The following is a 26,501-nucleotide window of genomic DNA, read 5'->3' as shown; positions in this document are numbered from 1 at the left end:
GCGGTTGCCTGCGCGCCGCCTTGCTCAGGGTCTGGGCGAGATACCGGCCGGTGTGGCTTTCGGCGACCTGCGCCACGTCCTCGGGCGTGCCCTCGGCCACGATGCAGCCGCCGCCGTCACCCCCCTCGGGGCCGATGTCGATGATCCAGTCGGCGGTCTTGATGACGTCGAGGTTATGTTCGATCACCACGACCGTGTTGCCCTGATCGACCAGCCGCTGCAACACCTCCAGCAGCTTGCGGGTGTCGTCGAAATGCAGCCCCGTGGTGGGTTCGTCCAGGATATACAGCGTCTTGCCGGTGGACGCCCGGGACAGTTCCTTGGCCAGCTTGACCCGCTGCGCCTCGCCGCCCGACAGCGTCGTCGCCTGCTGGCCGACCTTGACATAGCCGAGGCCCACCTGCACCAGCGCATCCATCTTGGACCGGATCGACGGCACCGCGCGGAAGAACTCCTGCGCGTCCTCGATGGTCATGTCCAGCACGTCGGCGATGGACTTGCCCTTGAACTCGACCTCCAGCGTCTCGCGGTTGTAGCGCTTGCCCTTGCAGGTCTCGCAGGTGACGTAGACATCGGGCAGGAAGTGCATCTCGATCTTGATGACACCGTCGCCCTGGCAGGCCTCGCAGCGCCCGCCCTTGACGTTGAAGCTGAACCGGCCGGGACCATAGCCGCTCGCCTTGGATTCGGGCAGGCGCGCGAACCAGTCGCGGATATGGGTGTAGGCGCCGGTGTAGGTCGCGGGGTTAGACCGCGGCGTGCGGCCGATGGGCCGCTGGTCGATGTCGATGACCTTGTCCAGCTGCTCAAGCCCCTTGACCGCGCGGGCGGGCGCGGGCGTCTGCCGCGCGCCGTTCAGCCGCATCGAGGCCGTCTTGAACAGCGTCTCGATGGTCAGCGTGGACTTGCCCCCGCCCGACACGCCGGTGATGCAGACAAAGCGGCCAAGCGGGAAATCGACGGTCACGTCCTTGAGGTTGTTGCCCGTCGCCCCTTCGACCGTCACGGCCTTGCCATTGCCCTTGCGGCGCTCGGCGGGAAGGGGGATCGCGCGAAGGCCGGCCAGATACTGCCCGGTCAGGCTGTCGGCATTGGCCTCGATCTCCTCGGGCGTGCCCTTGGCCACGACCTCGCCGCCGTGCACCCCGGCCCCCGGTCCCATGTCGAAGACATAGTCGGCATGGCGGATCGCGTCCTCGTCATGTTCCACCACGATCACGCTGTTGCCCTGGTCGCGCAGCCCCTTCAGCGCGTCCAGCAGCCGGTCGTTGTCGCGCTGGTGCAGGCCGATGCTGGGCTCGTCCAGCACGTACAGCACGCCCGTCAGGCCGCTGCCGATCTGGCTGGCCAGGCGGATGCGCTGGCTTTCGCCCCCCGACAGCGTGCCGGCCGCGCGGGACAGCGTCAGATAATCCAGCCCCACGTTGACGAGGAACCCCAGCCGCTCGCGGATCTCCTTCAGGATCGGGGTGGCGATCTCGGCCTTTTGCCGCGACAGCTGCGGCTGCACCTGCCCGATCATGTCCAGCGCCTCGCGGATCGACATCCGGGTCACCTGCCCGATGTGCAGGCCCGCGACCCTGACCGCCAAGGCCTCGGGCTTGAGGCGATAGCCCTCGCAGACGTGGCAGGGGCGGCTGTTCTGATAGCGCTCCATGTCCTCGCGTGACCAGGCGCTGTCGGTGTCCTTGTAGCGGCGGTCGAGGTTCGGGATCACCCCCTCGAAGGTGCGGCTGACCTCATAGACGCGGCCGGCGTCGTCAAAGCGGAAGCGGATCTCCTCGGGCCCCGATCCATGCATGACCATGTGGCGGACGGAGTCGGGCAGGTCGCGCCACGGGGTCTTGCGGTCGAACCCGTAATGCGCGGCCAGCGCGTTGACGGTCTGCGTCATGTAGGCGGACTTGGACCGCGCCCAGGGCGCGATCGCCCCCTGCGCGATGGACAGCGACGCGTCGGGCACCACCAGCCGCTCGTCGAAGAACAGTTCGGCCCCCAGCCCGTCGCAGGCCGGGCACGCGCCCAGCGGCGCGTTGAAGGAAAACAGCCGCGGCTCGATCTCGGGGATGGTAAAGCCGGACACCGGGCAGGCGAAATGCTCGCTGAAGGTGATGCGCTCGGGCTCGGACGCCTCATCGCCCCCAGGCCCGGCCGCGACCTCCAGGACGGCGATGCCGTCCGCCAGGTCCAGCGCGGTGCGAAAGCTGTCGGCGAGGCGCGTTTCCAGCCCCTCGCGCACCACGATGCGGTCCACCACCACGTCGATGTCGTGGCGCAGCTTCTTGTCCAGTGCGGGCGGGGTATCCAGCTCGTGGAACGCCCCGTCGATCTTGACCCGCTGGAAGCCCTTCTTGCGCAGCTCCAGCAGCTCTTTCTCGTAGGCGCCCTTGCGGTCGCGCACCATGGGCGCCAGCAGATAGGCGCGCGTGCCCTCGGGCATCGCCATCACCCGGTCCACCATGTCCTGCACCTGCTGCGCCTCGATCGGCAGGCCGGTCGCGGGCGAATAGGGCGTCCCCGAGCGGGCGAAGAGCAGCCGCAGATAGTCATAGATCTCCGTGACCGTCCCCACGGTCGAACGGGGGTTCTTGCTGGTCGTCTTCTGCTCGATGGAAATCGCGGGCGACAGGCCGCTGATGTGGTCCACGTCGGGCTTGCCCATCATGTCCAGGAACTGCCGGGCATAGGCCGAGAGCGATTCCACGTACCGGCGCTGGCCCTCGGCATAGATCGTGTCGAAGGCCAGGCTGGACTTGCCCGACCCCGACAGGCCGGTGATCACCACAAGGCTGTCGCGGGGAATGTCCATGTCCACGGATTTCAGGTTGTGCTCGCGCGCGCCGCGCACTTGGATGAACTTGTGTTCCATGGACCGGCCTTTCGGGGACAAGGGCATCAGATAGGCAGGCTTGCGCCGAACGCAAGCGGTTGGACGGAACGTAACACGAACGCCCGGCTGCCGCCATCCGGCCCCGACCCCGCAGCGCCCCTTGCGCCGACGCCGTCATTGACGCGTCGCATCAGGCCGCTATCGTCGGCCCACCCCTGCAGGAGCCTGCGATGCACCGTCTGCTGTTGACCACCGCCCTGCTTGCCCTGTCCAGCGGCGCCGCCCGTGCGGACTATGTGCTGCACGTCCTGCACATCAACGACTTTCACAGCCGGATCGAGCCGATCAACGGCTATGATTCGACCTGCGATGCCGAGGCGCTGGCCAAGGACGAATGTTTCGGCGGCGTGGCGCGCATGGCGGCCGCGATCAAGGCGAAGCGGGACGAGATCACCGCGGCCGGCGGCAACGTCATCGTGCTGGACGCGGGCGACCAGTACCAGGGCAGCCTGTTCTACACGACCTACAAGGGCCGCGAGGTGGCCGAGTTCATGTCGGCCATCGGCTTTGACGCCATGGCCATCGGCAACCACGAATTCGACGACGGCCCCGAGGGGCTGGCCACGCTGCTGGACGGCGTGGCGTTCCCCGTGCTGTCGGGCAACATCGACGTGTCGCGGTCGAAGGTGCTGAACGGCAAGGTGGACGACACCGTGACCCTGGACATCGGCGGCGAAAGGATCGGGATCGTCAGCGCGCTGGCGATGGACACGCCCGAGACCGCGTCCCCCGGCCCGTCCGTGACCTTTCAGGACGACATCGCCAGCCTGACGGCGGATGCGCGGGCGCTGACCGACGCAGGCGTGACCCGGATCATCGCCCTGACCCATTCCGGCTATCGCCGCGACCTGGACTTTGCGGCGCAGGTCCCGGGCCTCGACGCGGTGATCGGCGGCCACAGCCACACGCTGCTGGGCGACATGAAGGGGGCCGAAGGGCCTTATCCGACGATGGTCAAGGGACCCGACGGGGCCGACGTGCCGGTGGCGACGGCCTATGCCTATTCGAAATACCTGGGCCACCTGACGCTGACCTTCGACGATGCGGGCCGGCTGACGGCCGCCACGGGTGCGCCGATCCTGCTGGACGCCTCGATCACGCCCGACCCGGCGATCGAGGCGCGCGTGCGCGCGATGGGCGCGCCGATCGAGGCGATCAAGCAGAAGCTGGTCGCCGACATCGCAGCCCCCATCGGGGGCGACCGCGCCGACTGCCGCGCCCGCGAATGCGAGATGGGCAACGTCGTGGCCGACGCCATGCTGGCGCGCACCGCCGATCAGGGCGTGACCATCGCGATCCAGAACGGCGGGGGCCTGCGCGCCTCCATCGACGCAGGCCCCGTCACCATGGGCGAGATCGTCAGCGTGCTGCCGTTCCAGAACACGCTGTCCACCTTTCGGACGACCGGCGCGACGCTGATCGCCGCCCTGGAAAACGGCGCGAGCCAGTATCAGGACGGCGCCGGCCGCTTTGCCCAGGTCGCCGGGCTGAAATACACCCTTGATCCCGCAGCCCCGGTGGGCCGCCGGATCAGCGCCGTGCAGGTGCGACAGGGCGAGGCATGGGCCCCGCTTGATCCGGCCGCGACGTATTCCGTCGTGACCAACAACTATGTCCGCACGGGCGGCGACGGCTATGCGATGTTCAGGACGGACGCGCAGGACGCCTATGACTTCGGCCCGGACCTGGCGGATGTGCTGGCGGAATACCTGATCGCGCAGGGGCCGGGTTTTGCGCCCCGGCTGGACGGGCGCATCACCGTCCGCTGACGCGGACGACAGGGGTAAGATGCCCTGAACTACCGGGACGGGGTGGACGCCGGGACCCTGCCATCGCGTCCGGTGGACGGCGCACGCCGTGTGACCCGCACCGCCGCCCGGCCGGGGGTCAGCCGCCCGTGTGGCTCATGTGCCGGCTCATCTGCCCGGCGACGCCGCGGGTATAGTCGAAGTCGTGGCCCTTTGGCTTGCGGGCGATCGCCGCGCGGATCGTCTGGCGCAGGGCGTCATCGTCGTCGCTGGCGCGCAGGGGCGCGCGCAGGTCGGCGCGGTCCTCCTGCCCCAGGCACATGAACAGCTCGCCCGTGCAGGTCACGCGCACGCGGTTGCAGCTTTCGCAGAAATTATGCGTCAGCGGCGTGATGAAGCCGATCTTCTGGCCCGTCTCCTCGACCCGGACATAGCGGGCGGGTCCGCCTGTGCGCTCGGCCAGCGGCGTCAGGGTCAGCCGCTGGTCCAGCCGCGCGCGCAGGTCCGACAGCGCCCAATACTGGTCCAGCCGCATCTCCTCGCCCATCTCGCCCATCGGCATGACCTCGATGAAGGTCAGGTCGTGCCCTTCGCCCGCGCACCAGTCCAGCAGGGAAAACAGCTCGTCCTCGTTGAAGCCCTTCAGCGCGACGGTGTTGATCTTGACGCGCAGCCCGGCGTCGCGCGCGGCCCGGATGCCGTCCAGCACCTGCGGCAACCGGCCCCAGCGGGTGATGGCGGCGAACTTGTCGGGGTTCAGCGTATCCAGCGAGACGTTGATCCGCCGCACCCCCAGGTCGGCCAGCGGCTGGGCAAAGCGGGCAAGCTGGCTGCCGTTGGTGGTCACCGTCAGCTCGTCCAGGCCGGCGCCCAGCCGCGCCGACATCGCCTGGAAGAACGACAGGATGTTGCGGCGCACCAGCGGCTCGCCCCCGGTGATGCGCAGCTTGCGCACGCCCAGGTCCACGAAGGCGCCGCACAGGCGCTCCAGCTCCTCCAGCGTCAGCAGATCGGCCTTGGGCAGGAACTGCATGTGTTCCGCCATGCAATAGGTGCAGCGGAAATCGCACCGGTCGGTCACCGACACCCGCAGATAGGTGATCGCGCGTGCAAAGGGGTCGATCAGGGGCGGCTGCATCCCGTCAACATAGGTCCGTGGCGCATCCGGCACAAGCGCGGCGGGTTCTTGCTGTGGCGCGCGCCCGCGCGTGGACAGCCCGGCCGCCGTGCGCCTAGCGTCGGGCCATTCGGGCGACGTCCGCCCGCGACGACCAAGCCAGGAACCCCGCCCATGACCAAGACCGCCCGCCTTGCCCTGATCCTGCCCCTGCTGGCGCTGGCCGCCTGCGGCGACGACCCGATGGCCGGCCTCAACCCCCCGCCGCGGACGCCCTCGGCCACCGTCTCTGCCGGGACCCCTGCGGCCACGGCGGCCGCGGCCGAGGCGGCCAGCGGGGCGTCGGCGGACGCCGCGGCCTCGGGCCGGCTGGGCACCACCATCGCGTCCCTGGGCGATGCGACGCAGCCCGGCCTGTGGATGCGGACCCCGCTGGTCAGGACGGCCGGCAAGGGCCGGATCACCAACCCCGCCACCGGCCGCAGCGTCAACGTGGACCTGATCCCGCTGGGCGGCCCCGCGTCCGCGGGCAGCCAGCTGTCGCTGCCGGCGCTGCAGGGCCTGGGCGCGGATCTGACCGATCTGCCCGAGGTCGAGGTCTACGCGATCTGATCGCCCTGTCCCGGGGCGCGTGCGTCGCGCATCGCCGCGGGGTCGCCGCCCCGGTGCGCCAGCCCTGCGCGCAGCCGCGCGGGCAGGCGCAGGCGGCGAAAGGCGGCGTCCACGCAGGCCTCGGCCAGCCAGCCCACGGCGGCCCCGGCGACCACGTCGGCCAGGTGGTGCCTGGCGCGCGGCACCTGCACCACGCCGATGGCAACCGCCAGTCCCGCCAGCGGCAGCGCGGCCCCCGGCGCGACCCGCGCCGCCGCCCGCGTGCCGGCCACCGCGTCGGCGGTATGACCCGAGGGGAACGAGTTGTAGTCATGCTCGTCCGGGCCGTCCACGCCGGTCCGGTATTCCCCCTCCTCCAGCAGCTTGGTGGGACGGGTCCGCACGATCCGCGACTTGATCGCGGCCTTGATGCGGGTGGCAAGCCATACCGACGCCAGCGCCCGGGCGCCGCCCTCGGCCAGCGCGGCATGGCGCAGGACCAGCCCCGCCCCCAGCGCCGCCGCCGACAGCGCGTAGGCGGGCGGCTGGTCCGCGATCTCGCTGAGGATGCCCGCGGCCTGCACCGCGGGGTGGTCGCGCCACTGGCCCGCCTCTACCGACAGGGCCACGTCCGCGTCCTCGATCCGGTCGACGATGGTTTCGCTCATGCGGGGCCAACGCGCCGGGTGCCGCGGGGTTTCACCCGCGCCCTGGATCGGGCGGCGGCCGTCGCGGCCTGTCGCGCGCCGCAGCCGCGCCCGGTCAGGCAACGCCCGCTATTCCACCGTGACCGACTTGGCCAGGTTGCGCGGCTGGTCCACGTCCGTGCCCTTGGCGACCGCCGTGTAATAGGCGAGGTACTGCACCGGCACCGCATACAGGATCGCCTGGAACACGCCGCCGCCCGACGGCATGGCGATGGTGGCGCGGGTCCCTTCGGACGCGGCCGCAAGCCCCTCGCTGTCCGAGATCAGCAGCACCTGCCCGTGACGGGCCATCACCTCCTGCATGTTGCTGACGGTCTTGTCGAACAGCACGTCGCGGGGGGCCAGCACCACCACCGGCACGTTGCGGTCGATCAGCGCGATGGGCCCGTGCTTCAGCTCGCCCGAGGCATAGCCCTCGGCGTGGATATAGCTCAGCTCCTTGAGCTTCAGCGCGCCTTCCAGCGCCACCGGGTACAGCGGCCCGCGGCCCAGGAACAGCACGTCCTGCGCCTCGGCCAGCCAGTCGGCCAGGCCGCGGCAGTCGTCGGCCACGGCCAGCGCCTGGTTCAGCAGGCCGGGAATCGCCTTGAGGTCGTCCAAATGCGCCGCAAGCGCGGCCCCGTCCAGCCGCCCGCGGTCGGCGGCCGCCTTGATCGCCAGAACGGCCAGCACCGCCAGCTGGCAGGTAAAGGCCTTGGAGGACGCGACGCAGACCTCGATCCCCGCCAGCGTCGGCAGTGCGACATCGGCCTCGCGCGCGATGGCCGAGGTGCCGACGTTGACCACCCCGATGGTGCGCGCCACCTTGCCCTGTGCATAGTGCAGCGCCGCCAGCGTGTCGGCCGTCTCGCCCGACTGGCTGACGAAGATCGCCCAGGACCGTTCGCCCAGCGGCGGCTCGCGATAGCGGAACTCGGACGCGACATCCAGGTCGCAGGGCAGGCCCGCCAGGCTTTCGAACCAGTATCGCGCCACGTGGGCGGCCAGATAGGCGGTGCCGCAGCCGACCAGCGTCAGCCGGTCCACGCCCGCGAAATCCAGCCCCTCGGGCAGGACGATCCGGTCGCCCTTGATATAGTGGTTCAGCGCGTCGCCCATCACGGCGGGCTGCTGGGCGATCTCCTTGGCCATGAAATGGCGATAGCCGCCCTTGTCGATGGCGGTCGCGCCCACGTCGATGCGGGCAAGGTCGCGGTTCACCAGCCGGCCGTCGGCGTCGTGGATGGTGGCGCCTGCGCGGGTCAGCACGACGTGGTCGCCATCGTCCAGATAGGTGATACGGTCGGTGAAGGGCGCCAGCGCGATGGCGTCCGAGCCGAGGAACATCTCGCCGTCGCCGTGGCCCACGGCCAGCGGGCTGCCCTTGCGCGCCCCGATCATCAGGTCGGGCTGGCCCTCGAACAGGAAGGCCAGCGCAAAGGCCCCGTGCAGCCGCCCCAGCGTGGCCCGCACGGCGTCCAGGGGCGCCAGGCCCTGCGCCATGTGGTGGCCGGTCAGCAGGGCGACGGTCTCGGTGTCCGTCTCGGTCCGGGCGACGATCCCCTCGCGCGCCAGTTCGGCGCGCAGGTCGCGAAAGTTCTCGATGATGCCGTTGTGGACCACGGCGACGGGGCCGTGCCGGTGGGGGTGGGCGTTCCCCTCGGTCGCGGCGCCGTGGGTGGCCCAGCGGGTGTGGCCGATCCCGGCCTTGCCCTCCAGGGGGTCGTGGACCAGCCGGTCGGACAGGTTGACCAGCTTGCCCACCGCGCGGCGGCGGTCCAGCCGGCCGTCCGACGCCACCGTGGCGATGCCCGCGCTGTCATAGCCGCGGTATTCCAGCCGCTTCAGCGCCTCGACCAGTTGCGGGCCAACCTGGTTGTTGCCGAGGATTCCGATGATCCCGCACATGCTACTGCTTCCCTTTGGCGACGCGCAGCGCCTGCATCAGACGGGCGGCAAGCCCCGGCTTTGTCACCTGCCGGGCGCGGCCCAGCGCCAGCGCGTTGTCGGGCACATCGGCCGTGATGACCGACCCCGACCCGGTCATCGCCCGCGCGCCCACGCGGACCGGCGCGACCAGCATGGTGTCGGACCCGATGAAGGCGTCCGCGCCGATGTCGGTGCGGTGCTTGCCCACGCCGTCATAGTTGCAGGTGACGGTGCCCGCGCCGATGTTGGTGCGCTCGCCCACGGTGGCGTCGCCCAGATAGGTCAGGTGGCCGACCTTGACCCCCTCGGCCAGGACGCTGTTCTTGATCTCGACGAAATTGCCCACATGCACGTCCCCGCCCAGCTCTGCCCCCGGGCGCAGGCGCGCGAACGGGCCGACGGTCGCCCCGGCGCTGACGTGGCACCCCTCCAGATGGCAGAAGGGCAGGATCTCGGCCCCGCTTTCCACCGTGACGCCGGGGCCGAAGACGACGTTCTGCCCGACCACCGCGTCGCGGCCGATGACGGTGTCCTGCGCGAACCAGACGGTCGCGGGGTCGGCCAGCGTCACCCCGTCGTCCATCGCCGCCTGCCGCGCGCGGGCCTGGAACGCGGCCTCGGCGGCGGCCAGTTCGGCGCGGGTGTTGATGCCCAGGGTCTCGGATTCGTCGCAGGTGACGACGGCGGCGCTGCGCCCGTCGGCGCGGGCCAGGGCGACCACGTCGGTCAGGTAGTATTCGCCGGCCGCGTTGTCGTTGCCCAGTCGCCCGACCAGATCGCGCAGCAGCCCCGCGTCGGCGGCCATCACGCCGGAATTGCACAGGGCGATCCGGCGCGTGGCCTCGTCGGCGTCCTTGTATTCCACGATCCGGTCCAGGCTGTCGCCCTTGACGACCAGCCGGCCATAGCGGCCGGGATCGGCGGCCTCGAACCCCAGAACCACGACATCGGCGGGGTGCGCGGCCAGCGCGGCCAGCGTTTCGGCCGCGATGAAGGGGGTGTCGCCGTAAAGGACGATCACCCGCCCGTCGAACCCCTCCAGCAGCGGCAGCGCCTGGGCGACCGCGTGTCCGGTGCCCAGCTGCTCGGGTTGCAGGACGACCCGCGCGTCGGGGTCCAGCCGTGCCACGGCCTTGGTGACGGCCGGCGCGCCGTGACCCGCCACGACGACGACCTGCGCGGGGTCCAGCGTGCGCCCCGCGGCCAGTGCGTGACCGACCAGCGGAACGCCGCCCAGCCGGTGCAGCACCTTGGGCAGGTCGGACTGCATCCGGCTGCCCTGCCCGGCCGCCAGCACGATCAACGCGACCGAGGATTCCGTCATGCCCGCCCCTTCGTGGTGTTTCTTAATCGTTCGGGGCGTTCTATCGACGCGGGGACCGACGCGAAAGGTCCCCAGGGGTCACAGAGTTTGACGAAAGGTTTCGGCGATGACGGGAACGGTGGTGTTCGATCTGGACGGGACGCTGGCCGACACGGCTGCGGACCTGATCGCGGCGGCGAACGCCTGCTTTGAAACCCGCGGGCTGGGGTCCCTGCTGGACCCCGCGGCGGACGCGGGCATCGCGTTCCACGGCGGGCGGGCGATGCTGCGCGCCGGATACGGGCGCATCCCGCCCGACGCCCTGCTGCCGCCCGACGCCGAGGACGTGGATTTTCCCCGCCTGCTGTCCTTTTACGACGACGCGATCGCCACGCACACGCGGCTTTACGACGACGCCGAGCCGGCGCTGGACGCGCTGGCCGCCGCCGGGCTGCGGCTGGCGATCTGCACCAACAAGCCCGCCGCGCTGGCCGAAAAGCTGCTGGCCGCGCTGGGTGTGCGCGACCGCTTCGCGGCGATGATCGGCGCGGACAGCCTGCCCCAGCGCAAGCCCGACCCCGCGCCCTATCGCGCCGCGGTGGAACGCGCGGGCGGCAGCGTCGCGCGGTCGTTCCTGCTGGGCGACACGGACACGGACGTCAGGACCGCGCGCGCGGCCGGCGTGCGGGTCGCGCTGGTCGGCTTCGGCCCCGAGGGGGGCGGCATCGCCCGGCTGAACCCCGATGCGATCCTTGACGGCTTTGCGGCCCTGCCGGGGCTGGCGCGGGACTGGCTGGCCTAGGCCAGCAGCCGCGCGGCCTGCGCCAGATCCTCGGTCAACTGCGCCCGCGCCTCGGCGGCGGCGCCCGCGTCGGGCAGGCGCAGGATATAGGACGGGTGCCAGCTGAGCATGACCGGCCCCGCCGCGGTCTCCTCGACCGTCCCGCGGCGGCGGCCGAGGCCGGTCTTGCTGCCGGTCAGCGCATAGGCGGCGGTGCCCCCCAGCGCCATGATCAGCCGCGGCTGGATGAAACGGCGTTCAAGGTCCAGCCACCAGCGGCAGGCGTCGATTTCCCCCCGGTCTGGGCTTTGGTGCAGCCGCCGCTTGCCGCGCGGGGTGAACTTGAAATGCTTGACCGCGTTGGTCAGCCACACCCGGTCGCGCGCCACCCCGGCGGCGGCCATCGCCTCGTCCAGCACGCCGCCCGCGGGGCCCACGAAGGGGCGCCCGGACAGATCCTCGTGGTCGCCCGGCTGCTCGCCCACGATCATCAGCGCGGCGTCAGCAGGCCCCTCGCCCCACACGGTCTGGGTCGCATGGCAGTGCAGGTCGCAGCGCGTGCAGTGGGCGGCGGCGCGGCAGGCGTCGGCCAGGCTGTCGATCCGGTCGGGCGCTTTGGGCATGTCGGCACGGTACCTTTCGCTGATCGCCGCCGCGCGGACCGGGGCGACTGTCGCCTGGGCCGAACGCATGACCCCCACCCGCCGTTCGGCATCGGCCAGCATCGCGGGGATTTCCCGCGCCTCGGGCAGGTTCTTCCAGTACTTGCGCGGCATTTCCGACCGCATGGCGGCCAGCTTGATGCGCGCCGGGTTGAAGATGTTGGTGAAATAGGTGGCCCACAGCGCCTCGGACGCGTCGGGGGGCAGGTCGGGACGCGGCGCCCCCGGACCCTGGGTCAGCACGCCGTCCCGGAAATCGGCCCGCTCGTCGGGTGTCAGGATCGTCCAGTCCATGTCCGCGAACCGGCGCGCGAAGAACGGGGCCGTCCGGGCGACGATCAGGTGATCGGGCTCGAACCAGGCCGCGAACCGCCGCCGCGGCGCGTCCCCGCCGCAGTCCAGGGACCCGTCGCCGGACAGCGGGGCAGGCACGGCGGCAGGCACCTCGCGAAAGCGGACAAAGGCGCGCATCTTGTGGCTGTCGCGGCGCACGGCCCGGGCCAGCCCGTTCAGCCGCGCGACCAGCGGATCGGCCGGGTTCTCCAGCAGCCCCCGGTCGCCGCGCAGCCGCCACAGGACGGCATACAGCAGCGCAAAGCGTTCGGGGTCGCGGTGGCACAGCACCGTGTCCGCCAGATCGACGAAGGCGCGCGGCACCGTCACCGCCCCGGCCGGGGGCAGCGGGTCGGACGCAAACAGCCCCGCGCCGGTCTGCCAAGCCACCTCGCCGGGCGGCACGCCCGCGCCGGCCAGCCGGCGGGCGGCGTCGCGCCACGCCTCGCGCCAGCCGGTCGCCGGCAGCACGACGACCTGCATCAGATCAGCTGAAGCTGTTCGGGCGGCGGGGCAAAGCGGGCCCGCAGGTCGGCGCTGTCGGTCAGCGCCCCCGGCGTCCATCCCGGCAGCCGCACGAAGGCGCGCGCCTTTTTCATGCCCGCGCCCATCCGCACCAGATCGTCATAGCGCAGCGCCCCGTGCCGGCGCGCCGACAGGATGCGGCTGACGGTCTTGGTGCCGAATCCCGGCACCCGCAGCAGCGCCTCGCGCGGGGCGCGGTTCACGTCCAGCGGGAAATCGGCCCGGTTCGCCAGCGCCCAGGCCAGCTTGGGATCGACCGCCAGGTCCAGGTCGCCCCCGGGCGCGGCGGCCGCGATCTCGTCGACCGAAAAGCCATAGAACCGCATCAGCCAGTCGGCCTGGTACAGCCGGTGTTCCCGCATCAGCGGCGGCTTGACCAGCGGCAGCGCGGCCGAGGCGTCGGGAATGGGCGAGAACGCCGAGTAATAGACCCGCTTCAGACCGTATCCCGTGTAAAGCCGCGAGGCGGTGGACAGGATCGCCGTGTCGCTGGCGCGGTCCGCGCCCACGATCATCTGCGTGGACTGTCCGGCCGGGGCAAAGCTGGCCGGCCGCTTGCCGGTGTGGCTGCGATCGCGGCTGGCCTCGCGCGTCAGGCGGACGCGGCCCATGGCCTGGCGGATCGTCTCGGGGCGCTTTTCGGGGGCCAGTTCGCGCAAGCTGGCGTCCTGCGGCAGCTCGATGTTGATCGACAGGCGGTCGGCGTAAAGCCCCGCCTCGTCCAGCAACTCGGGCGAGGCATCGGGAATGGTCTTGAGATGGATGTAGCCCTTGAACCCGTGGTCCACCCGCAGCGTCCGGGCGATCCGCACCATGTCGGCCATCGTGACGTCCGGCGACCGGATGATGCCCGACGACAGGAACAGCCCCTCGATATAGTTGCGCCGATAGAATTCCAGCGTCAGCGTCACGACCTCGTCCACCGTGAACCGCGCGCGTTCCACGTTCGAACTGACGCGATTGATGCAATAGGCGCAGTCGAAGATGCAGAAGTTCGTCATCAGGATCTTCAGCAGGCTGATGCAGCGCCCGTCCGGCGTATAGGCGTGGCAGATGCCCGACCCCTCGGTGGACCCCAGGCCCCCCTTGCGCGAATCGCGCCGCTCGGTCCCGCTGGACGCGCAGGAGGCATCGTATTTCGCGGCGTCCGACAGGATCGCCAGCTTGCGGGAAAGGGTCATGCGGCTCATCCCTGCAATATAGAGTTCGCTGATTGTTCCGCAACCCGTCCTGGTCGTGATCGGGCCGCGCTTGACCCTGCCCGCCGCCGGGCCGACAAGCCCCCCATGCGCCTGTCCGATTTCGACTTTGCCCTGCCCGAGCGGCTGATCGCCACCCGTCCCGCCCGGCCGCGCAGCGCCGCGCGGCTGCTGGTCGCGCAGGGTGACGCGATCACCGATGCGACCGTCGCGGACCTGCCCGCGTTCCTGCGGCCGGGCGACCTGCTGGTGCTGAACGACACCCGCGTCATCCCCGCCCGCCTGACCGGCACCCGCAGCCGCGCGACGCCCCAGGGCTGCGCCGTGGCCCGCATCGAGGTCACGCTGCTCGAGCCCGCGCCCGAGGGCTGGCGGGCGCTGGCCAGGCCCCTGCGCAAGCTGCGCGTGGACGAGGTGATCCGCTTTGGCCCCCGCCTGTCCGCGCGCGTCGCAGCCATCGCCGAGGGCGAGCTGACCCTGGCCTTTGACGCCGAGGGGGCCGCGTTCGACGCCGCCCTGGCCGAGGTGGGGGCGATGCCGCTGCCCCCCTATATCGCCGCGCTGCGCGCCCCGGACGACGCGGACCGCACCGATTACCAGACCGTCTGGGCCCGCAACCCCGGCGCGGTGGCCGCCCCCACCGCCAGCCTGCATTTCGACGCAGCCCTGCTGGAGCGCCTGCGCGCGCGCGGGGTGCTGAGCGCGCCCGTCACGCTGCACGTGGGGGCGGGCACGTTCCTGCCGGTCAAGACCGACGACGTGAGCCAGCACCGCATGCACGCGGAACGCGGCCTCATCACGCCCGACGCCGCCGCCGCGATCAACGCCGCACGCGCCGCCGGCGGGCGCATCATCCCGGTCGGCACCACCGCGCTGCGGCTGATCGAATCGGCCGCCGACGACAGCGGCCGGGTCCTGCCGTTCGACGGCGCGACCGACATCTTCATCCGCCCCGGCCACCGCTTCCGGGCGACCGACGGGCTGATGACCAACTTTCACCTGCCGAAATCGACGCTGCTGATGCTGGTGTCGGCGCTGATGGGCCCGCAGGCCATCCGCCGCATCTATGCCCATGCGATCCGCGAGAACTACAGGTTCTTCAGCTATGGCGACGCCTCGCTGCTGATCCCGGGGGGGCCGTCGTGCTGAGCGTCCTTCGCACCACCTGGCCGCTGCTGCTGGGCGTCCTGCTGCTGATGGTCGGCAACGGGATGCAGGGCACGCTGCTGGGCGTGCGCGGCGGGATCGAGGGGATCGCGACGGCCGACATGGCCTGGGTCATGGCCGGGTATTTCGGCGGCTTCCTGCTGGGCAGCATTCTGGTGCCGGGCATGATCCAGCGCGTGGGTCACGTGCGGGTGTTCGCAGCCCTCGGCTCGATGATCTCGGCGGTGCTGATCCTCTATGCCGCGCTGCCCTTCTGGCAGGCCTGGGCCGTCCTGCGGCTGGTGATCGGGTTCTCGTTCTCGGGCGTCTACATCACGGCGGAAAGCTGGGTGAACGCCTCGGCCAGCAACGAAACCCGCGGCCGCGCCATGTCGGCCTACATGATCGTGCAGATGCTGGGGCTGGTCAGCGGGCAGGTGCTGGTGAACTTCGGCGATCCGGCCGGGTTCCTGCCGTTCGTCGTGCCGTCGGTGCTGGTGTCCCTGGCCTTCACGCCGATCCTGCTGTCGCCGCAGCCCGCCCCGAATTTCGAATCGCTGCGGCCCATGTCGGTGGTGCGCCTGTTCCGGGTGTCGCCGCTGGGCTGCGTGGGGATGTTCCTGATCGGCGGCGTCTTTGCGGGCGTCTATGGCATGGCCCCGGTCTGGGGGTCGGCCGCGGGGCTGACGGTCCGCGAGGTCTCGGCCTTCGTGGCGGCGATCTTCGTGGGCGGGCTGGCGATCCAGTACCCGATCGGCTGGCTCAGCGACCGGGTGGACCGGCGCGTGGTCATCACGGGCCTGTCCGTGTCGGGCGCGCTGGTCGTGGCGGCGGTGATCGCGCTGGACCCCGGCATCTGGGGCCTGCTGCTGGCTGCGGCCCTGGTGGGGGGGGTGGCCAACCCCGTCTATGCGCTGCTGATCGCCTATACCAACGACTTCCTGCCGCCCACGGAAATGGCCGGCGCCTCGGCGGGCCTGCTGTTCGTGAACGGCATAGGCTCGGTCGCGGGGCCGTTCGTCACCGCGGGGCTGATGGCGCTGATGGGCAACAGCGGGTTCTGGGCCTACAACGGCGTGCTGCTGGCGGCGCTGGCGGTCTATGCCGGCTGGCGGATGACCCGCCGCGCGGCCCCCGCGGTCGAGGCGCAGGGCAGCTTTGCCGTGCTGTCGCCCACCGCCTCGCCCGTGGCGATCGAGGTGGTGATGGCCGACGCCGACAACAGCCCCGACAACATGGCCAAGCCGGCCGGCGCCGCGGCAGTCTGACGGCGGCCGCGGACGGGACCGCCACGGCCGCAGCCGCGGGTGTTCCTGCGGCGGGCGCGCCCCGGCTGCATCGGCCGGCGGCGGGATCGCTCGGCTCTGGCGTCCGGGGCGGCGATGGCCAAGACTGCGGATAACCATCACGAAAGGCCAGGCCATGACCCAGGACGACCCCCGCCCCGACCGGGCCGGCGCAGACGCAACCCCCGACGACGTGCTGGCCTTCTGGCTGGACGAGGTCGGCCCCCCGGGCTGGTATGTCCGCGACGACGCGCTGGACGCGGCCATCCGGCGGCGGTTCCGGTCGGCCTGGGACCAGGCGGCGACGTTGGCGCCGCGCTGGTCGGCCACCCCGCAGGGCGCGCTGGCCGCGCTGATCCTGACCGACCAGTTCCCCCGCAACATGTTCCGCAACGACGACCCGCGGGCCTTTGCCACCGATCCGCTGGCGCTGGACCTGGCGCAGGCGGCGCTGGACGCCGGCCACGACCTAGCCACGCCCGAGCCGCAGCGCCAGTTCTTCTATCTGCCGTTCGAGCACAGCGAGGATCTGGCCCACCAGCACCGCGCCGTCGCGCTGTTTGCCGAACGCATGCCGGGCGAGAACCTGCGCCATGCCGAACTGCACCGCGACACCATCGCGGCGTTCGGACGCTTTCCGTGGCGCAACGCCGCGCTGGGGCGCGCCTCCACCGCGGCCGAGCAGGCGGTCCTGGAGGCGGGCGGCTATGGCGCGCTGGTATCGGGCAAGCTGTCGCTTGCCGATGCCGCGCAACCCATGCCAAGACTGGGGTGAAACAGCCTGTTGGGGGGACAGCCATGGCACAGGAATTCGACCTGGTGGTGATCGGCGCCGGGCCTGGCGGTTATGTCTGCGCGATCCGCGCGGCGCAACTGGGGCTGAAGGTCGCGGTCGTCGAACGTGAAAGCCTGGGCGGCATCTGCCTGAACTGGGGCTGCATCCCGACCAAGGCGATGCTGCGGTCGGCCGAGGTGTTCCACCTGATGGAGCGCGCCAAGGAGTTCGGGCTGAAGGCCGATGGCATCGGCTATGACCTTGACGCGGTGGTCAAGCGTTCGCGCGGGGTGGCCAAGCAGCTGGCCGGCGGCGTGGGCCACCTGCTCAAGAAGAACAAGGTCACGGTCATCATGGGCGACGCCACGCTGACCGCGCCCGGCAAGATGACGGTCAAGACCGACAAGGGGTCCGAGGACCTCACCGGCAAGTCCGTCGTGCTGGCGACCGGCGCGCGCGCGCGCGAACTGCCGGGGCTGGAGGCCGACGGCGATCTGGTCTGGACCTATCGTCACGCGCTGGTGCCGCCCCGGATGCCGAAAAAGCTGCTGGTCATCGGCTCGGGCGCGATCGGGATCGAGTTCGCGAGCTTTTTCAACACGCTGGGGGCCGACACCACCGTGGTCGAGGTCATGGACCGCGTCCTGCCGGTCGAGGATGCCGAGATCAGCGCCCTGGCGAAAAAGCAGTTCGTCAAGCAGGGCATGACGATCATGGAGAAATCCACGGTCAGGACGCTGGACCGCGGCAAGGGCAAGGTCACGGCCCATATCGAGGCGGACGGCAAGACCACGGCCCACGACTTCGACACGGTGATCTCGGCCGTGGGGATCGTCGGCAATGTCGAGGGGCTGGGGCTTGAGGCGCTGGGCGTCACGCTGGACCGCACCCATGTCGTGACCGACGAATTCTGCCGCACCGGCGTGGACGGGCTTTACGCCATCGGCGATGTCGCCGGCGCGCCCTGGCTGGCCCACAAGGCCAGCCACGAAGGCGTCATGGTGGCCGAACTGATCGCGGGCGGACATCCCCACCCGATCAAGCCGAACTCGATCCCCGGCTGCACCTATTGCCAGCCGCAGGTGGCCAGCGTCGGGCTGACCGAGGCGCGGGCGAAAGAGGCGGGCCACGAGGTCAAGGTCGGCCGCTTCCCCTTTATCGGCAACGGCAAGGCGATCGCGCTGGGCGAGCCCGAGGGGATGATCAAGACCGTGTTCGACGCCAGGACGGGCGAGCTTCTGGGCGCGCACATGGTGGGCGCCGAGGTGACGGAACTGATCCAGGGCTATGTCGTCGGAAAGACGCTGGAAACGACGGAATCCGAACTGATGGAGGCTGTGTTCCCGCATCCGACGCTGAGCGAGATGATGCACGAGTCGGTGCTGAACGCCTATGGCCGCGCGATCCATTTCTGATACGCAGGGCCGCCGGGGCCTTGCGTCCCCGGTGGCCCGGAGCGCCCCGCCCGCGCGGCCGGGTCAGGCCGCGGGCATCCGCGCCTCGACCATGCCGGCGTACCAGCTTGACCCCGCCGGGATCACCTCGTCGTTGAAGTCATAGGCGGGGTGGTGCAACTGCGCCGTGTCGCCGTTGCCGACAAAGATATACGCGCCGGGCCGCTGTTCCAGCATATAGCTGAAATCCTCGCCCGCCATCATCGGCGCAACGGTCAGGTCCACGTCGCCCGCGATCGCGCGCGCGACCCGGGTGGCATGGACCGTCGCGTCGGGGTCGTTCATCGTCACCGGATAGCCGCGGTGGAACGCCACCTCGGCCTGCGCGCCGAAGGCCGCGGCGACGTTGGTGGCGATGCGGCCGATGCCCCGTTCCAGTTGCACCCGCACGTCCGGGTCCAGCGTGCGCGCCGTCCCCTTCAGCCGCACCGACTGCGGCAGGATGTTATAGGCGGTGCTGTCGGTTTCCACGACGCAGACCGACACGACCCCGCTTTTCAGCGGATCGAGGTTGCGCGACACCAGCGATTGCAGCGCGACGGTGATCTGGGCTGCGACCAGCACGGCATCGACGCCGTCATGGGGCCGCGCCGCGTGGCCGCCCTTGCCGGTCACGGTGATGTCGAACTGGTCCGTGGCCGCCATCATCGCGCCCTCGCGGATGGCGAAGCTGCCGGCCGGCAGGCCGGGCAGGTTGTGCATGGCATAGAACTCCTGGATGCCCCAGCGGTCCACCAGCCCGTCCTCGACCATGGCCTGCCCGCCGGCGCCGCCCTCTTCCGCGGGCTGGAAGATCACGACCGCGGTGCCGTCGAAATTGCGCGTTTCGGCCAGGTATTTCGCCGCCCCCAGCAGCATCGCGGTGTGCCCATCGTGGCCGCAGGCGTGCATCACGCCCGGCGTGCGCGACGCATGGGCCGCGCCGGTGATCTCGGTGATCGGCAGGGCGTCCATGTCGGCGCGCAGGCCGATGACGCGGCCGCTGGCGTCGGTCCGGCCCCGGATGACGCCCACGACGCCGGTGCGGCCGATGCCCTCGACCACCTCGTCCACACCAAAGCCGCGCAGCAGGTCGGCCACCCGGCCGGCGGTGCGCTGCACGTCGTAAAGCAGTTCGGGGTTCTGGTGGAACTCGTGCCGCCAGGCGGTGATCTCGGGCAGCAGTTCGGCGAAACGGTTCTTGACGGGCATGGCGGATCTCCTTCGGGCGCAGCGTGGCCCCGGCCCGGGTCGAAGTCCAGTGGCGCGGCGGGACCGGGCGTCAGCCGTGCGTGACCGGGTCGATCAGCACCCGGTGCCCCGGCGCGACCTCGCGATAGACCGAGCGCGGGGACACATGGCCGATCGGATGGATGGGCGACGGGATCGGCGTGAACGTCAGGTCCTCGGCGATCTTCTTCTGGCGCGGGTCGGCCACGGGCACGGCCGCCATCAGCTGCCTTGTATAGCTGTGCTGCGGGTTCTCGAACACCTGCGCGCGGGTGCCGATTTCCACGATGCGGCCCAGATACATGACCGCGACATGGTGGCTGACGCGTTCCACGACCGCCATGTCGTGGCTGATGAACAGCATCGAGATGCCCAGGTCCTGCTGAAGCTCCATCAGCAGGTTCAGCACCTGCGCCTGCACCGACACGTCCAGCGCGCTGACCGCCTCGTCGGCGATGATCAGCTTGGGATTCAGCGCCAGCGCGCGGGCGATGGCGATGCGCTGGCGCTGGCCGCCCGACATCTCGTGGGGGTAACGCCGCATGAAGCTGCGCGGCAGTTCCACCCGGTCGAACAGACCGGCGATCCGGTCCTGGCGTTCGGATTTCGACCCGATGCCATAATTCAGCATCGGCTCCTCGAGCTGGTCATACAGCTTCATCTGCGGATCGAGGCTGGCGAAAGGGTCCTGAAAGATCATCTGCATGTCGGCGCGTGCTCGCCGCAGCGCCCGCGGCGACAGCGCCAGCACGTCGGTCCCGCCCAGGTGGACGCTGCCCGAGGTGGGCTCCACCAGCCGCAGGATGGACCGCCCGCAGGTGGACTTGCCGCAGCCGGATTCGCCCACCAGCGACAGGGTCTCGCCCCCGTTCAGGGCAAAGCTCACGTCCTCGACCGCGTGGACCTGCGCCACCGTCCGGCGCAGCAGGCCGCCCTTGACCGCAAAGCGGGTGCACAGGTCGCGCACGATCAGCAGCGGTTGGGGGTCGTCCACGATGATGGGGCGTGGCGCGGCCTGCCCGCCCGCCCCGCGCATCAGCCGCAGCGGCTCGGGCGCGGGCTTGCCGCGCATCTCGCCCAGCCGGGGCACGGCGGCCAGCAGCGCCTTGGTGTACTCCTCGCGGGGGGTCTCGAAGATCTCGGTGACGGTGCCTTCCTCGACCTTGTCGCCGCGCAGCATCACGACCACCCGGTCGGCCATCTGCGCCACCACCGCCATGTCGTGGGTGATGAACAGCACCGCCATGGTCTTTTCGCGCTTGAGGCGGTTGATCAGCGCCAGGATCTCGGCCTGGATCGTCACGTCCAGCGCGGTCGTCGGCTCGTCGCAGATCAGCAGCCGCGGCTCGCAGGCCATCGCCATCGCGATCACGACGCGCTGGCGCATGCCGCCCGACAGTTCGTGCGGATACTGGTCCAGGCGGCGCTCGGGTTCGGGGATCCGCACCTCGCGCAGCAGGTCCAGCGCGCGGGCGCGGGCCTGCGCCCTGGTCATGCCGCGATGCACGATCAGCGATTCCGCCAGCTGGTCGCCCACGGTGAACACCGGGTTCAGGCTGGTCATGGGTTCCTGAAAGATCATCCCGATCTGGTTGCCGCGCAGCTTGCGCATCGCGGCGTCGGTCTGGCGCGCCAGGTCGACGGGGCGGCCGTCGCCGCGATCGAACAGCATCGCCCCGCCGTCGATCCGCCCGCCGCCGTATTCGACCAGCCGCATCAGCGACAGCGACGTGACCGACTTGCCCGACCCGGATTCGCCCACCACGCAGACGCATTCGCCGGGGCGGATCGAAAATCCGATGTCGTTGACGCCCGCCACGCGGCCTTCGCGGGTCTGGAACGTCACCCGCAGCCCGTCGATGGCCACCAGCGGCGCGGCCGCGCCGGCACGTTCGGTCTCATCCAGCATCTGGCGCTCTCCTGCGGTCGGGTCCCGCGCGCGCGGCGCGCACCTGGCCCGCAGGCTAGACCGATCGCGGCGCGTTGCAAGCCTGCCGCAGCGGCGCCGCCCACCGGGGCGACGTGCGGCGCGGGCAACGTCACGGCACAGGGCCTGCGCCGGCGCGGGCGGGCATCTTAGGGCTTGCAATCCGCGCGGGACCGGACCGAAACTGAAGGTCAATCCGCAGGGGCCATCCACCATAAGGACAGACCGCGCCAGCCCGACCATGCCGGTGCCAGCCGCCACAGACCCCGCGGGCCACATTCCAACCGGGAGACTTCGATGAAGCTCAAGACCCTGATGATGGGCGCCGCCGCGACGATCGCGCTGGCCAGCGCCGCACAGGCCGAACGCGGCAGCGACGGGCAGGTGAACATCCTGTATTCGCAGGCCGTGTCCACGATGAACGCATATCTGTCGTCGGGCACCAAGGACGTCGAGGTGGGCAGCCTGGTGCTGGAGCCTCTGGCCGGGTTCGACGAGAAGGGCAACGTGATCCCCCGCCTGGTGTCCGAGATCCCGTCGATCGAGAACGGCGGCATTTCCCAGGACATGACCACGATCACCTGGAAGATCACCCCCGACCTGAAATGGTCCGACGGCACCCCCTTTACCGCCGAGGACGTCAAGTTCACCGCCGATTACTGCATGCACCCCGAGGGGGGCTGCGCCCAGCTTGCCCGCTATGAGGGCATCAAGAGTGTCGAGGTCGTGGACCCGCTGACCGTCAGGGTCACGTTCAACGAGCCCAAGCCCAACCCGTTCATGGCCTTTGTGGGCGCGACCTCGCCGATCCTGCAAAAGGCGCAGTTCGCCAACTGCCTGGGGCCGGCCGCCTCGACCTGCACGGACCAGAACTTCCGTCCCATCGGCACCGGGCCGTTCCGCGTCACGGACTTCAAGACGAACGACGTCGTGATGCTCGAGGCCAATCCCGAATACCGCGACCCGGCCAAGCCCGCCTTCGCCACCGCCATGGTCAAGGGCGGCGGCGACGCGACGGCGGCCACCCGCGCCGTGATGGAAACCGGCGAGTTCGACTATGCCTGGAACACCCAGGTCTCGCCCGAGGTGCAAGAGCAGATGAAGGCCGCCGGCAAGGGCGTCTTCGTGTCGGCCTATGGCACGCTGGTCGAGCGGATCGAGATGAACATGACCGATCCGTCGCCGGACCTGCCGCCCGACGAACGCGCCACGGCCAAGCACCCGCACCCGATCCTGTCGGACCCCAAGGTCCGCGCCGCGCTGTCGATGGCCATCGACCGCGTCGCGCTGAACGACATCGGCTATGGCGACGCGGGCAAGGCCACCTGCGACCTGGTGCCGGCGCCCGAACAGTTCGCCGCCAACAACACCAGCTGCCTGACCCAGGACATCGAGGGCGCGAAGACGCTGCTGGACGAGGCGGGCTGGACCGTCGGCGGCAACGGCATCCGCGAAAAGGACGGCCGTCCCCTGCGGCTGCTGTTCCAAAGCTCGGTCAATCCGGTGCGGCAGGAGTTCCAGTCGATCATCAAGCAGTGGTGGTCCGAGATCGGCGTCGAGACCGAGCTGAAGACGATCGACGGATCGGTCTTCTTCGGCGGCGATGCAGGCTCGCCCGACACGCTGCAAAAATTCTATGCCGACGTCGAGATGTACGCCAACAACTTCGACGGCACCGACCCCGAGCCCTATCTGGCGCAGTACACTTGCGACAAGGCCCCCCGCCCCGAGACGCAGTGGCAGGGCGAAAACGTCAACCGCTACTGCGACCCCGCCTATGACGCGCTGGTCGTCGAGATGGGCAAGACCGCCGACATGGCCAAGCGCGGCGAACTGGCCAAGAAGATGAACAACATGCTGACGGTCGAGTCCAACACCGTCGTGCCGCTGATCTCGCGCGCCCGCTTTTCGGCCCATTCCAACGCGCTGGGCGGCGTGGTGCTGAACACTTGGGACACCGAGCTGTGGAACGCCTCGGACTGGTTCCGGGTGAAGTGACCTGACCTGATCCCGCCCGTTCCGGCCCAGCGCCGGGGCGGGCCCCCATCCGGGACGCACACCGATGCTGACCTATGCCTTGCGCCGGCTGCTGCTGGCCATCCCCACCCTGCTGTTCATCTCGCTGGTGATCTTCCTGCTGCTGGAACTGTCGCCGGGCGATCCGCTGGGCGACGTGCCGATGACCGTGCCGCCGGACGTCAAGGAAAAGATGCGCGAGGCGCTGGGGCTGGGGCAGGCCTGGTACATCCGCTATGTGCTGTGGCTGAAACAGTTCTTCTGGGTGGAACCGATGCACTGGTTCGACCAGGCGTTCGGCACCTCGGTCGTGGCGGGGCAGCAGCGCATCATCAGCTTTCAGTCGCGCAGCCCGGTGTTCGACGTGATCGCGCAGCGCATCCCGCAGACGCTGATCGTCGTGGGGTTCAGCTATCTGATCGGGGTACTGATCGCGATCCCGATCGGGATCGTCTCGGCCTACAAGCAGTATTCGTGGTTCGACCAGCTGGGCACCTTCGTGTCGATGGTGGGCTTTTCGATGCCCACCTTCTTCACCGGGGTCGTGCTGATCATCGTGTTCGCCGTGAACCTGGGCTGGTTCCCCTCGGTCTACGACACCACGCTGCGGGTGACGGACTGGGCCAGCTTCAAGGCACAGGCGCGCCAGATGGTGATGCCCGTGACGGTGCTGGCGCTGTACAACGCGGCGCAGATCTCGCGCTTCATGCGGGCGTCGATGCTGGACAACCTGCGGCAGGACTATGTCCGCACCGCCCGCGCCAAGGGGCTGACCGAAAAGACCGTGGTGCTGAAACACGTGCTGCGCAACAGTCTGATCCCGGTCGTCACGGTAATCGCGCTGGGCCTGCCGGCCGTGTTCGGCGGCGCCATCATCACGGAACAGGTGTTCCAGGTGAACGGGCTGGGGCAGCTGCTGATCTCGGCCATCCACGCCAACGACATTCCGATGGTGCTGACGCTGACCTTCATCTTTGCCATCCTGATCGTGGTCTTCACCCTGATCGCCGACCTGCTCTATGGCGTCCTTGACCCCCGGATCCGCTATGACTGACCCCGCGACCGACCCCGCCCGGAACCGCGCGCAGCTGATCCGCGAGACCGCGTCGAACGCCGCCGCGCCCGGGGCCGAGATGCTGCCCCCCGACAGCCCCGTCGTCGCCGCGCCGCTGAACGAGACGCCCGCGACGCGCAGCCAGTGGGCGGACGTGTGGCGCCAGTTCAGCCATCATCGCGGCGCGATGGTGGCGCTGGTGCTGTTCGTCCTGATCATCCTGTTCGTGACCGTGGGCCCGTATCTGTGGACGGTGGACGCCACGTTCGTGAACATCCGCGCCCGCAACCAGGGGCTGTCGGCGGCGCATCCGCTGGGCACCGACCAGCTGGGCCGCGACATGCTGGCGCGGTTGATGGCCGGGGGGCGGGTGTCCATCGCCGTGGGCCTGACGGCGATGATCATCGCCGTGACGCTGGGCAGCCTGATCGGCATCCTGGCCGGGTATTTCCGGCGGCTGGACGCGCCACTCAGCCGGCTGACCGAGCTGTTCCTGGCCCTGCCGCTGCTGCCCCTGCTGCTGCTGATGGTGACGCTGTTCCGCGAGCCGCTGTCGCAGTCGCTGGGCACCGGCACGGGCACCTTCCTGCTGATCGTGACGGCCATCGGCGCGACCAGCTGGATGCAGGCGGCGCGGATCGTGCGCGGCGACGTGCTGGGCCTGAAGGAACGCGAGTTCATCCTGGCCGCGCGGTCCATCGGCACGCCGAACACGCGCATGGTGATGCGCCACATCCTGCCCAACGTGCTGTCGCCGATCATGGTGGCGGCGACGCTGGGAATCGCGACCGCGATCATCACGGAATCCGCGCTGTCGTTCCTGGGGTTGGGGTTCCCACCCGATTTCCCGACCTGGGGGCGGCTGCTCTACGACGCCATCCCGCAGATGCAGATGTATCCGTCACGGGTGATCCTGCCCGGGGCGCTGATCTCGCTGACGGTGCTGACGGTCAACTATATCGGCGACGGGCTGCGCGACGCGATGGACCCGCGGATCAGGGGGCGCTGAGGCCCAGCCCCTTCATCGCCGCATCCAGCCCCGCGCGGGGCAGGATCACAAGGCAAGGACCGTCCAGCGCCAGCGCGACGGGTCCCGTCGCCTGGTTCGATGTGCCCACCTGTCCGGCAGGGTCCAGCACCAGCCCGTCCAGCGGCCAGCGCAGGCCGCGGCTGGTGCCCGTCACCCGCCCCAGCGGAAACAGCGACAGCCGCGTGCCCGCCGGCACGTCCAGCGCCAGCCGGTCGGGCACCGCAAAGATCACGTCGCCCCCGGCCAGCAACAGGCAGGGCGGCACCCGCAGCCGCACCAGCACGTTCAGCGTGGCCAGCAGGTGATCGGTGCGGCTGCCGGCAAAGCCGATGGCGATCACGAAGGGGGCGTCCAGCCGCGCCAGGCATTTCTCGAAATCGGTCGTGACCTGATCGGCGATGCGATGCACCCGGCGGGGCGGGATTGCCGCCTGCGCCCCCTCGGGCAGCGAATCCATGTCGCCCGCCACCGCCGCGGGCATCAGCCCCAGCGCCAGCGCGGCGGCCGCGCCCCCGTCGGCAGCCATCACCACCGGCGCGCGCGCCAGCGCCAGCGTTGCGTCGCCCGGCGCGACCGTGCCCCCGCCGATCAGCGTGACCCCCTGCGTCGCCCGCAGGACCGGCGTCATTCCTCGCCGCGGCCGACGCCGCGGAACACCCGCCGGAACGGCAGCGCCCAGACGATCGCCAGCCCGAAATAGACCGGCACCTCGGCCCAGATCGGCATCCGGCCGAACCGGGCGTCCAGCCAGTTCATCAGGCTGACCGCGATCACGACCCAGATCGGCAGCCAGACCAGCAGCAGCACCAGCGACCAGCGCTTGCGGGCTTTCAGGTCCAT

Annotated in this window: 20 protein-coding genes and 1 pseudogene; 10 read left to right on the top strand and 11 right to left on the bottom strand. The window is 70.3% G+C overall.

Features of this window, described 5'->3' with window-relative positions; translation table 11 throughout:
• Nucleotides 1-7: 7 nt before the first annotated feature.
• Nucleotides 8-2,869: pseudogene (uvrA, locus tag DPQ23_RS07450) on the bottom strand (excinuclease ABC subunit UvrA); the annotation flags it as partial.
• A 191-nt stretch (nucleotides 2,870-3,060) separates the two neighbouring features.
• Here uvrA and DPQ23_RS07445 point away from each other — a divergent pair.
• Entirely contained in the window at nucleotides 3,061-4,659 is a 1,599-nt protein-coding gene (locus tag DPQ23_RS07445) for a bifunctional metallophosphatase/5'-nucleotidase (RefSeq protein ID WP_112874065.1), read from the top strand.
• A gap of 118 nt (nucleotides 4,660-4,777) precedes the next feature.
• Here the strand turns inward: DPQ23_RS07445 and moaA are convergent, their stop codons facing one another.
• Nucleotides 4,778-5,776 carry a GTP 3',8-cyclase MoaA gene (gene moaA, locus DPQ23_RS07440; protein WP_112874064.1) on the bottom strand — a complete coding sequence of 333 codons (999 nt, stop codon included), beginning with the start codon at nucleotides 5,774-5,776 and terminating at the stop codon, nucleotides 4,778-4,780.
• A gap of 153 nt (nucleotides 5,777-5,929) precedes the next feature.
• Between moaA and DPQ23_RS07435 the strand changes: the two genes are divergently transcribed.
• Nucleotides 5,930-6,367, top strand: coding sequence for a hypothetical protein (locus DPQ23_RS07435; protein ID WP_112874063.1), 438 nt, complete (start codon nucleotides 5,930-5,932; stop codon nucleotides 6,365-6,367).
• Here DPQ23_RS07435 and DPQ23_RS07430 read toward each other — a convergent pair.
• The 3 genes from DPQ23_RS07430 to glmU form a co-directional block, all read right to left on the bottom strand.
• The gene (locus DPQ23_RS07430) at nucleotides 6,355-7,014 is read right to left on the bottom strand and encodes a phosphatase PAP2 family protein (RefSeq protein WP_112874062.1); all 660 of its coding nucleotides are present in this window, start codon (nucleotides 7,012-7,014) and stop codon (nucleotides 6,355-6,357) included. The two genes, DPQ23_RS07435 and DPQ23_RS07430, sit on opposite strands and share 13 nt — an antisense overlap.
• A gap of 108 nt (nucleotides 7,015-7,122) precedes the next feature.
• A complete protein-coding gene (glmS, locus tag DPQ23_RS07425; protein ID WP_112874061.1) occupies nucleotides 7,123-8,940 on the bottom strand; it encodes a glutamine--fructose-6-phosphate transaminase (isomerizing) in 1,818 nt (605 codons plus the stop codon).
• 1 nt (nucleotide 8,941) lies between these two features.
• Nucleotides 8,942-10,285 carry a bifunctional UDP-N-acetylglucosamine diphosphorylase/glucosamine-1-phosphate N-acetyltransferase GlmU gene (gene glmU, locus DPQ23_RS07420; RefSeq protein WP_112874060.1) on the bottom strand — a complete coding sequence of 448 codons (1,344 nt, stop codon included), beginning with the start codon at nucleotides 10,283-10,285 and terminating at the stop codon, nucleotides 8,942-8,944.
• A gap of 106 nt (nucleotides 10,286-10,391) precedes the next feature.
• Here glmU and DPQ23_RS07415 point away from each other — a divergent pair, with 106 nt between their 5' ends.
• Complete coding sequence (locus DPQ23_RS07415; RefSeq protein WP_112874059.1) at nucleotides 10,392-11,066, top strand: HAD-IA family hydrolase; 675 nt, start codon at nucleotides 10,392-10,394, stop codon at nucleotides 11,064-11,066.
• Here the strand turns inward: DPQ23_RS07415 and DPQ23_RS07410 are convergent.
• Nucleotides 11,063-12,523, bottom strand: coding sequence for a UdgX family uracil-DNA binding protein (locus DPQ23_RS07410; RefSeq protein WP_112874058.1), 1,461 nt, complete (start codon nucleotides 12,521-12,523; stop codon nucleotides 11,063-11,065). The genes DPQ23_RS07415 and DPQ23_RS07410 overlap by 4 nt on opposite strands.
• Nucleotides 12,523-13,746, bottom strand: a complete 1,224-nt coding sequence (locus DPQ23_RS07405) for a putative DNA modification/repair radical SAM protein (protein WP_162630667.1) — start codon at nucleotides 13,744-13,746, stop codon at nucleotides 12,523-12,525. The genes DPQ23_RS07410 and DPQ23_RS07405 overlap by 1 nt, the downstream gene beginning before the upstream one ends.
• A 105-nt stretch (nucleotides 13,747-13,851) precedes the next feature.
• On the opposite strand from DPQ23_RS07405, the gene queA reads away from it, so the two are divergent.
• The 4 genes from queA to lpdA all read left to right on the top strand — a co-directional run bounded on the left by queA (nucleotide 13,852) and on the right by lpdA (nucleotide 18,386).
• Nucleotides 13,852-14,913 (top strand): tRNA preQ1(34) S-adenosylmethionine ribosyltransferase-isomerase QueA, encoded by a 1,062-nt coding sequence (queA, locus tag DPQ23_RS07400; protein ID WP_112874056.1) that lies wholly within the window; start codon nucleotides 13,852-13,854, stop codon nucleotides 14,911-14,913.
• On the top strand, nucleotides 14,907-16,178 hold the full coding sequence (locus DPQ23_RS07395; protein ID WP_112874055.1) for an MFS transporter: 1,272 nt from the start codon (nucleotides 14,907-14,909) through the stop codon (nucleotides 16,176-16,178). Before queA ends, DPQ23_RS07395 begins: the two co-directional genes overlap by 7 nt.
• Nucleotides 16,179-16,332: 154 nt before the next feature.
• Nucleotides 16,333-16,971 (top strand): DUF924 family protein, encoded by a 639-nt coding sequence (locus tag DPQ23_RS07390; protein WP_112874054.1) that lies wholly within the window; start codon nucleotides 16,333-16,335, stop codon nucleotides 16,969-16,971.
• A gap of 23 nt (nucleotides 16,972-16,994) precedes the next feature.
• Complete coding sequence (gene lpdA / locus DPQ23_RS07385) at nucleotides 16,995-18,386, top strand: dihydrolipoyl dehydrogenase (RefSeq protein WP_112874053.1); 1,392 nt, start codon at nucleotides 16,995-16,997, stop codon at nucleotides 18,384-18,386.
• Between the two features lie 63 nt (nucleotides 18,387-18,449).
• On the opposite strand, the gene DPQ23_RS07380 is transcribed toward lpdA, so the two are convergent.
• Nucleotides 18,450-19,616, bottom strand: a complete 1,167-nt coding sequence (locus tag DPQ23_RS07380; protein WP_112874052.1) for a M20 aminoacylase family protein — start codon at nucleotides 19,614-19,616, stop codon at nucleotides 18,450-18,452.
• A 70-nt stretch (nucleotides 19,617-19,686) separates the two neighbouring features.
• Nucleotides 19,687-21,543: an ABC transporter ATP-binding protein gene (locus tag DPQ23_RS07375; protein ID WP_112874051.1), complete on the bottom strand. Its 1,857-nt coding sequence runs from the start codon at nucleotides 21,541-21,543 to the stop codon at nucleotides 19,687-19,689.
• Nucleotides 21,544-21,858: 315 nt separating this feature from the next.
• Between DPQ23_RS07375 and DPQ23_RS07370 the strand changes: the two genes are divergently transcribed.
• The 3 genes from DPQ23_RS07370 (at nucleotide 21,859) to DPQ23_RS07360 (ending at nucleotide 25,640) form a co-directional block, all read left to right on the top strand.
• Entirely contained in the window at nucleotides 21,859-23,559 is a 1,701-nt protein-coding gene (locus DPQ23_RS07370; RefSeq protein WP_112874050.1) for a peptide ABC transporter substrate-binding protein, read from the top strand.
• 64 nt (nucleotides 23,560-23,623) lie between these two features.
• Nucleotides 23,624-24,631, top strand: a complete 1,008-nt coding sequence (locus DPQ23_RS07365) for an ABC transporter permease (protein ID WP_112874049.1) — start codon at nucleotides 23,624-23,626, stop codon at nucleotides 24,629-24,631.
• A gap of 79 nt (nucleotides 24,632-24,710) precedes the next feature.
• Nucleotides 24,711-25,640, top strand: a complete 930-nt coding sequence (locus DPQ23_RS07360) for an ABC transporter permease (protein WP_112874121.1) — start codon at nucleotides 24,711-24,713, stop codon at nucleotides 25,638-25,640.
• Here the strand turns inward: DPQ23_RS07360 and DPQ23_RS07355 are convergent.
• Both DPQ23_RS07355 and DPQ23_RS07350 read right to left on the bottom strand, forming a co-directional pair.
• Nucleotides 25,627-26,289, bottom strand: coding sequence for a thiamine diphosphokinase (locus DPQ23_RS07355; protein ID WP_112874048.1), 663 nt, complete (start codon nucleotides 26,287-26,289; stop codon nucleotides 25,627-25,629). The two genes, DPQ23_RS07360 and DPQ23_RS07355, sit on opposite strands and share 14 nt — an antisense overlap.
• Nucleotides 26,286-26,501, bottom strand: a complete 216-nt coding sequence (locus tag DPQ23_RS07350) for a DUF2842 domain-containing protein (RefSeq protein ID WP_112874047.1) — start codon at nucleotides 26,499-26,501, stop codon at nucleotides 26,286-26,288. Before DPQ23_RS07350 ends, DPQ23_RS07355 begins: the two co-directional genes overlap by 4 nt.

The organism is Paracoccus endophyticus (assembly GCF_003286075.1).
Lineage (GTDB): Bacteria > Pseudomonadota > Alphaproteobacteria > Rhodobacterales > Rhodobacteraceae > Paracoccus > Paracoccus endophyticus.
The sequence above is the reverse complement of the archived record's forward strand: the minus strand, read 5'-3'. Positions and strand labels throughout refer to the sequence as shown.

What these genes read in the sequence shown, in the direction of transcription:
- DPQ23_RS07445 (WP_112874065.1), top strand. Translation starts at nt 3,061, where the DNA reads ATGCACCGTCTGCTGTTGACCACCGCCCTGCTTGCCCTGTCCAGCGGC.
- moaA (WP_112874064.1), bottom strand. Translation starts at nt 5,776, where the DNA reads ATGCAGCCGCCCCTGATCGACCCCTTTGCACGCGCGATCACCTATCTG.
- DPQ23_RS07435 (WP_112874063.1), top strand. Translation starts at nt 5,930, where the DNA reads ATGACCAAGACCGCCCGCCTTGCCCTGATCCTGCCCCTGCTGGCGCTG.
- DPQ23_RS07430 (WP_112874062.1), bottom strand. Translation starts at nt 7,014, where the DNA reads ATGAGCGAAACCATCGTCGACCGGATCGAGGACGCGGACGTGGCCCTG.
- glmS (WP_112874061.1), bottom strand. Translation starts at nt 8,940, where the DNA reads ATGTGCGGGATCATCGGAATCCTCGGCAACAACCAGGTTGGCCCGCAA.
- glmU (WP_112874060.1), bottom strand. Translation starts at nt 10,285, where the DNA reads ATGACGGAATCCTCGGTCGCGTTGATCGTGCTGGCGGCCGGGCAGGGC.
- DPQ23_RS07415 (WP_112874059.1), top strand. Translation starts at nt 10,392, where the DNA reads ATGACGGGAACGGTGGTGTTCGATCTGGACGGGACGCTGGCCGACACG.
- DPQ23_RS07410 (WP_112874058.1), bottom strand. Translation starts at nt 12,523, where the DNA reads ATGCAGGTCGTCGTGCTGCCGGCGACCGGCTGGCGCGAGGCGTGGCGC.
- DPQ23_RS07405 (WP_162630667.1), bottom strand. Translation starts at nt 13,746, where the DNA reads ATGACCCTTTCCCGCAAGCTGGCGATCCTGTCGGACGCCGCGAAATAC.
- queA (WP_112874056.1), top strand. Translation starts at nt 13,852, where the DNA reads ATGCGCCTGTCCGATTTCGACTTTGCCCTGCCCGAGCGGCTGATCGCC.
- DPQ23_RS07390 (WP_112874054.1), top strand. Translation starts at nt 16,333, where the DNA reads ATGACCCAGGACGACCCCCGCCCCGACCGGGCCGGCGCAGACGCAACC.
- lpdA (WP_112874053.1), top strand. Translation starts at nt 16,995, where the DNA reads ATGGCACAGGAATTCGACCTGGTGGTGATCGGCGCCGGGCCTGGCGGT.
- DPQ23_RS07380 (WP_112874052.1), bottom strand. Translation starts at nt 19,616, where the DNA reads ATGCCCGTCAAGAACCGTTTCGCCGAACTGCTGCCCGAGATCACCGCC.
- DPQ23_RS07375 (WP_112874051.1), bottom strand. Translation starts at nt 21,543, where the DNA reads ATGCTGGATGAGACCGAACGTGCCGGCGCGGCCGCGCCGCTGGTGGCC.
- DPQ23_RS07370 (WP_112874050.1), top strand. Translation starts at nt 21,859, where the DNA reads ATGAAGCTCAAGACCCTGATGATGGGCGCCGCCGCGACGATCGCGCTG.
- DPQ23_RS07365 (WP_112874049.1), top strand. Translation starts at nt 23,624, where the DNA reads ATGCTGACCTATGCCTTGCGCCGGCTGCTGCTGGCCATCCCCACCCTG.
- DPQ23_RS07360 (WP_112874121.1), top strand. Translation starts at nt 24,711, where the DNA reads ATGCTGCCCCCCGACAGCCCCGTCGTCGCCGCGCCGCTGAACGAGACG.
- DPQ23_RS07355 (WP_112874048.1), bottom strand. Translation starts at nt 26,289, where the DNA reads ATGACGCCGGTCCTGCGGGCGACGCAGGGGGTCACGCTGATCGGCGGG.
- DPQ23_RS07350 (WP_112874047.1), bottom strand. Translation starts at nt 26,501, where the DNA reads ATGGACCTGAAAGCCCGCAAGCGCTGGTCGCTGGTGCTGCTGCTGGTC.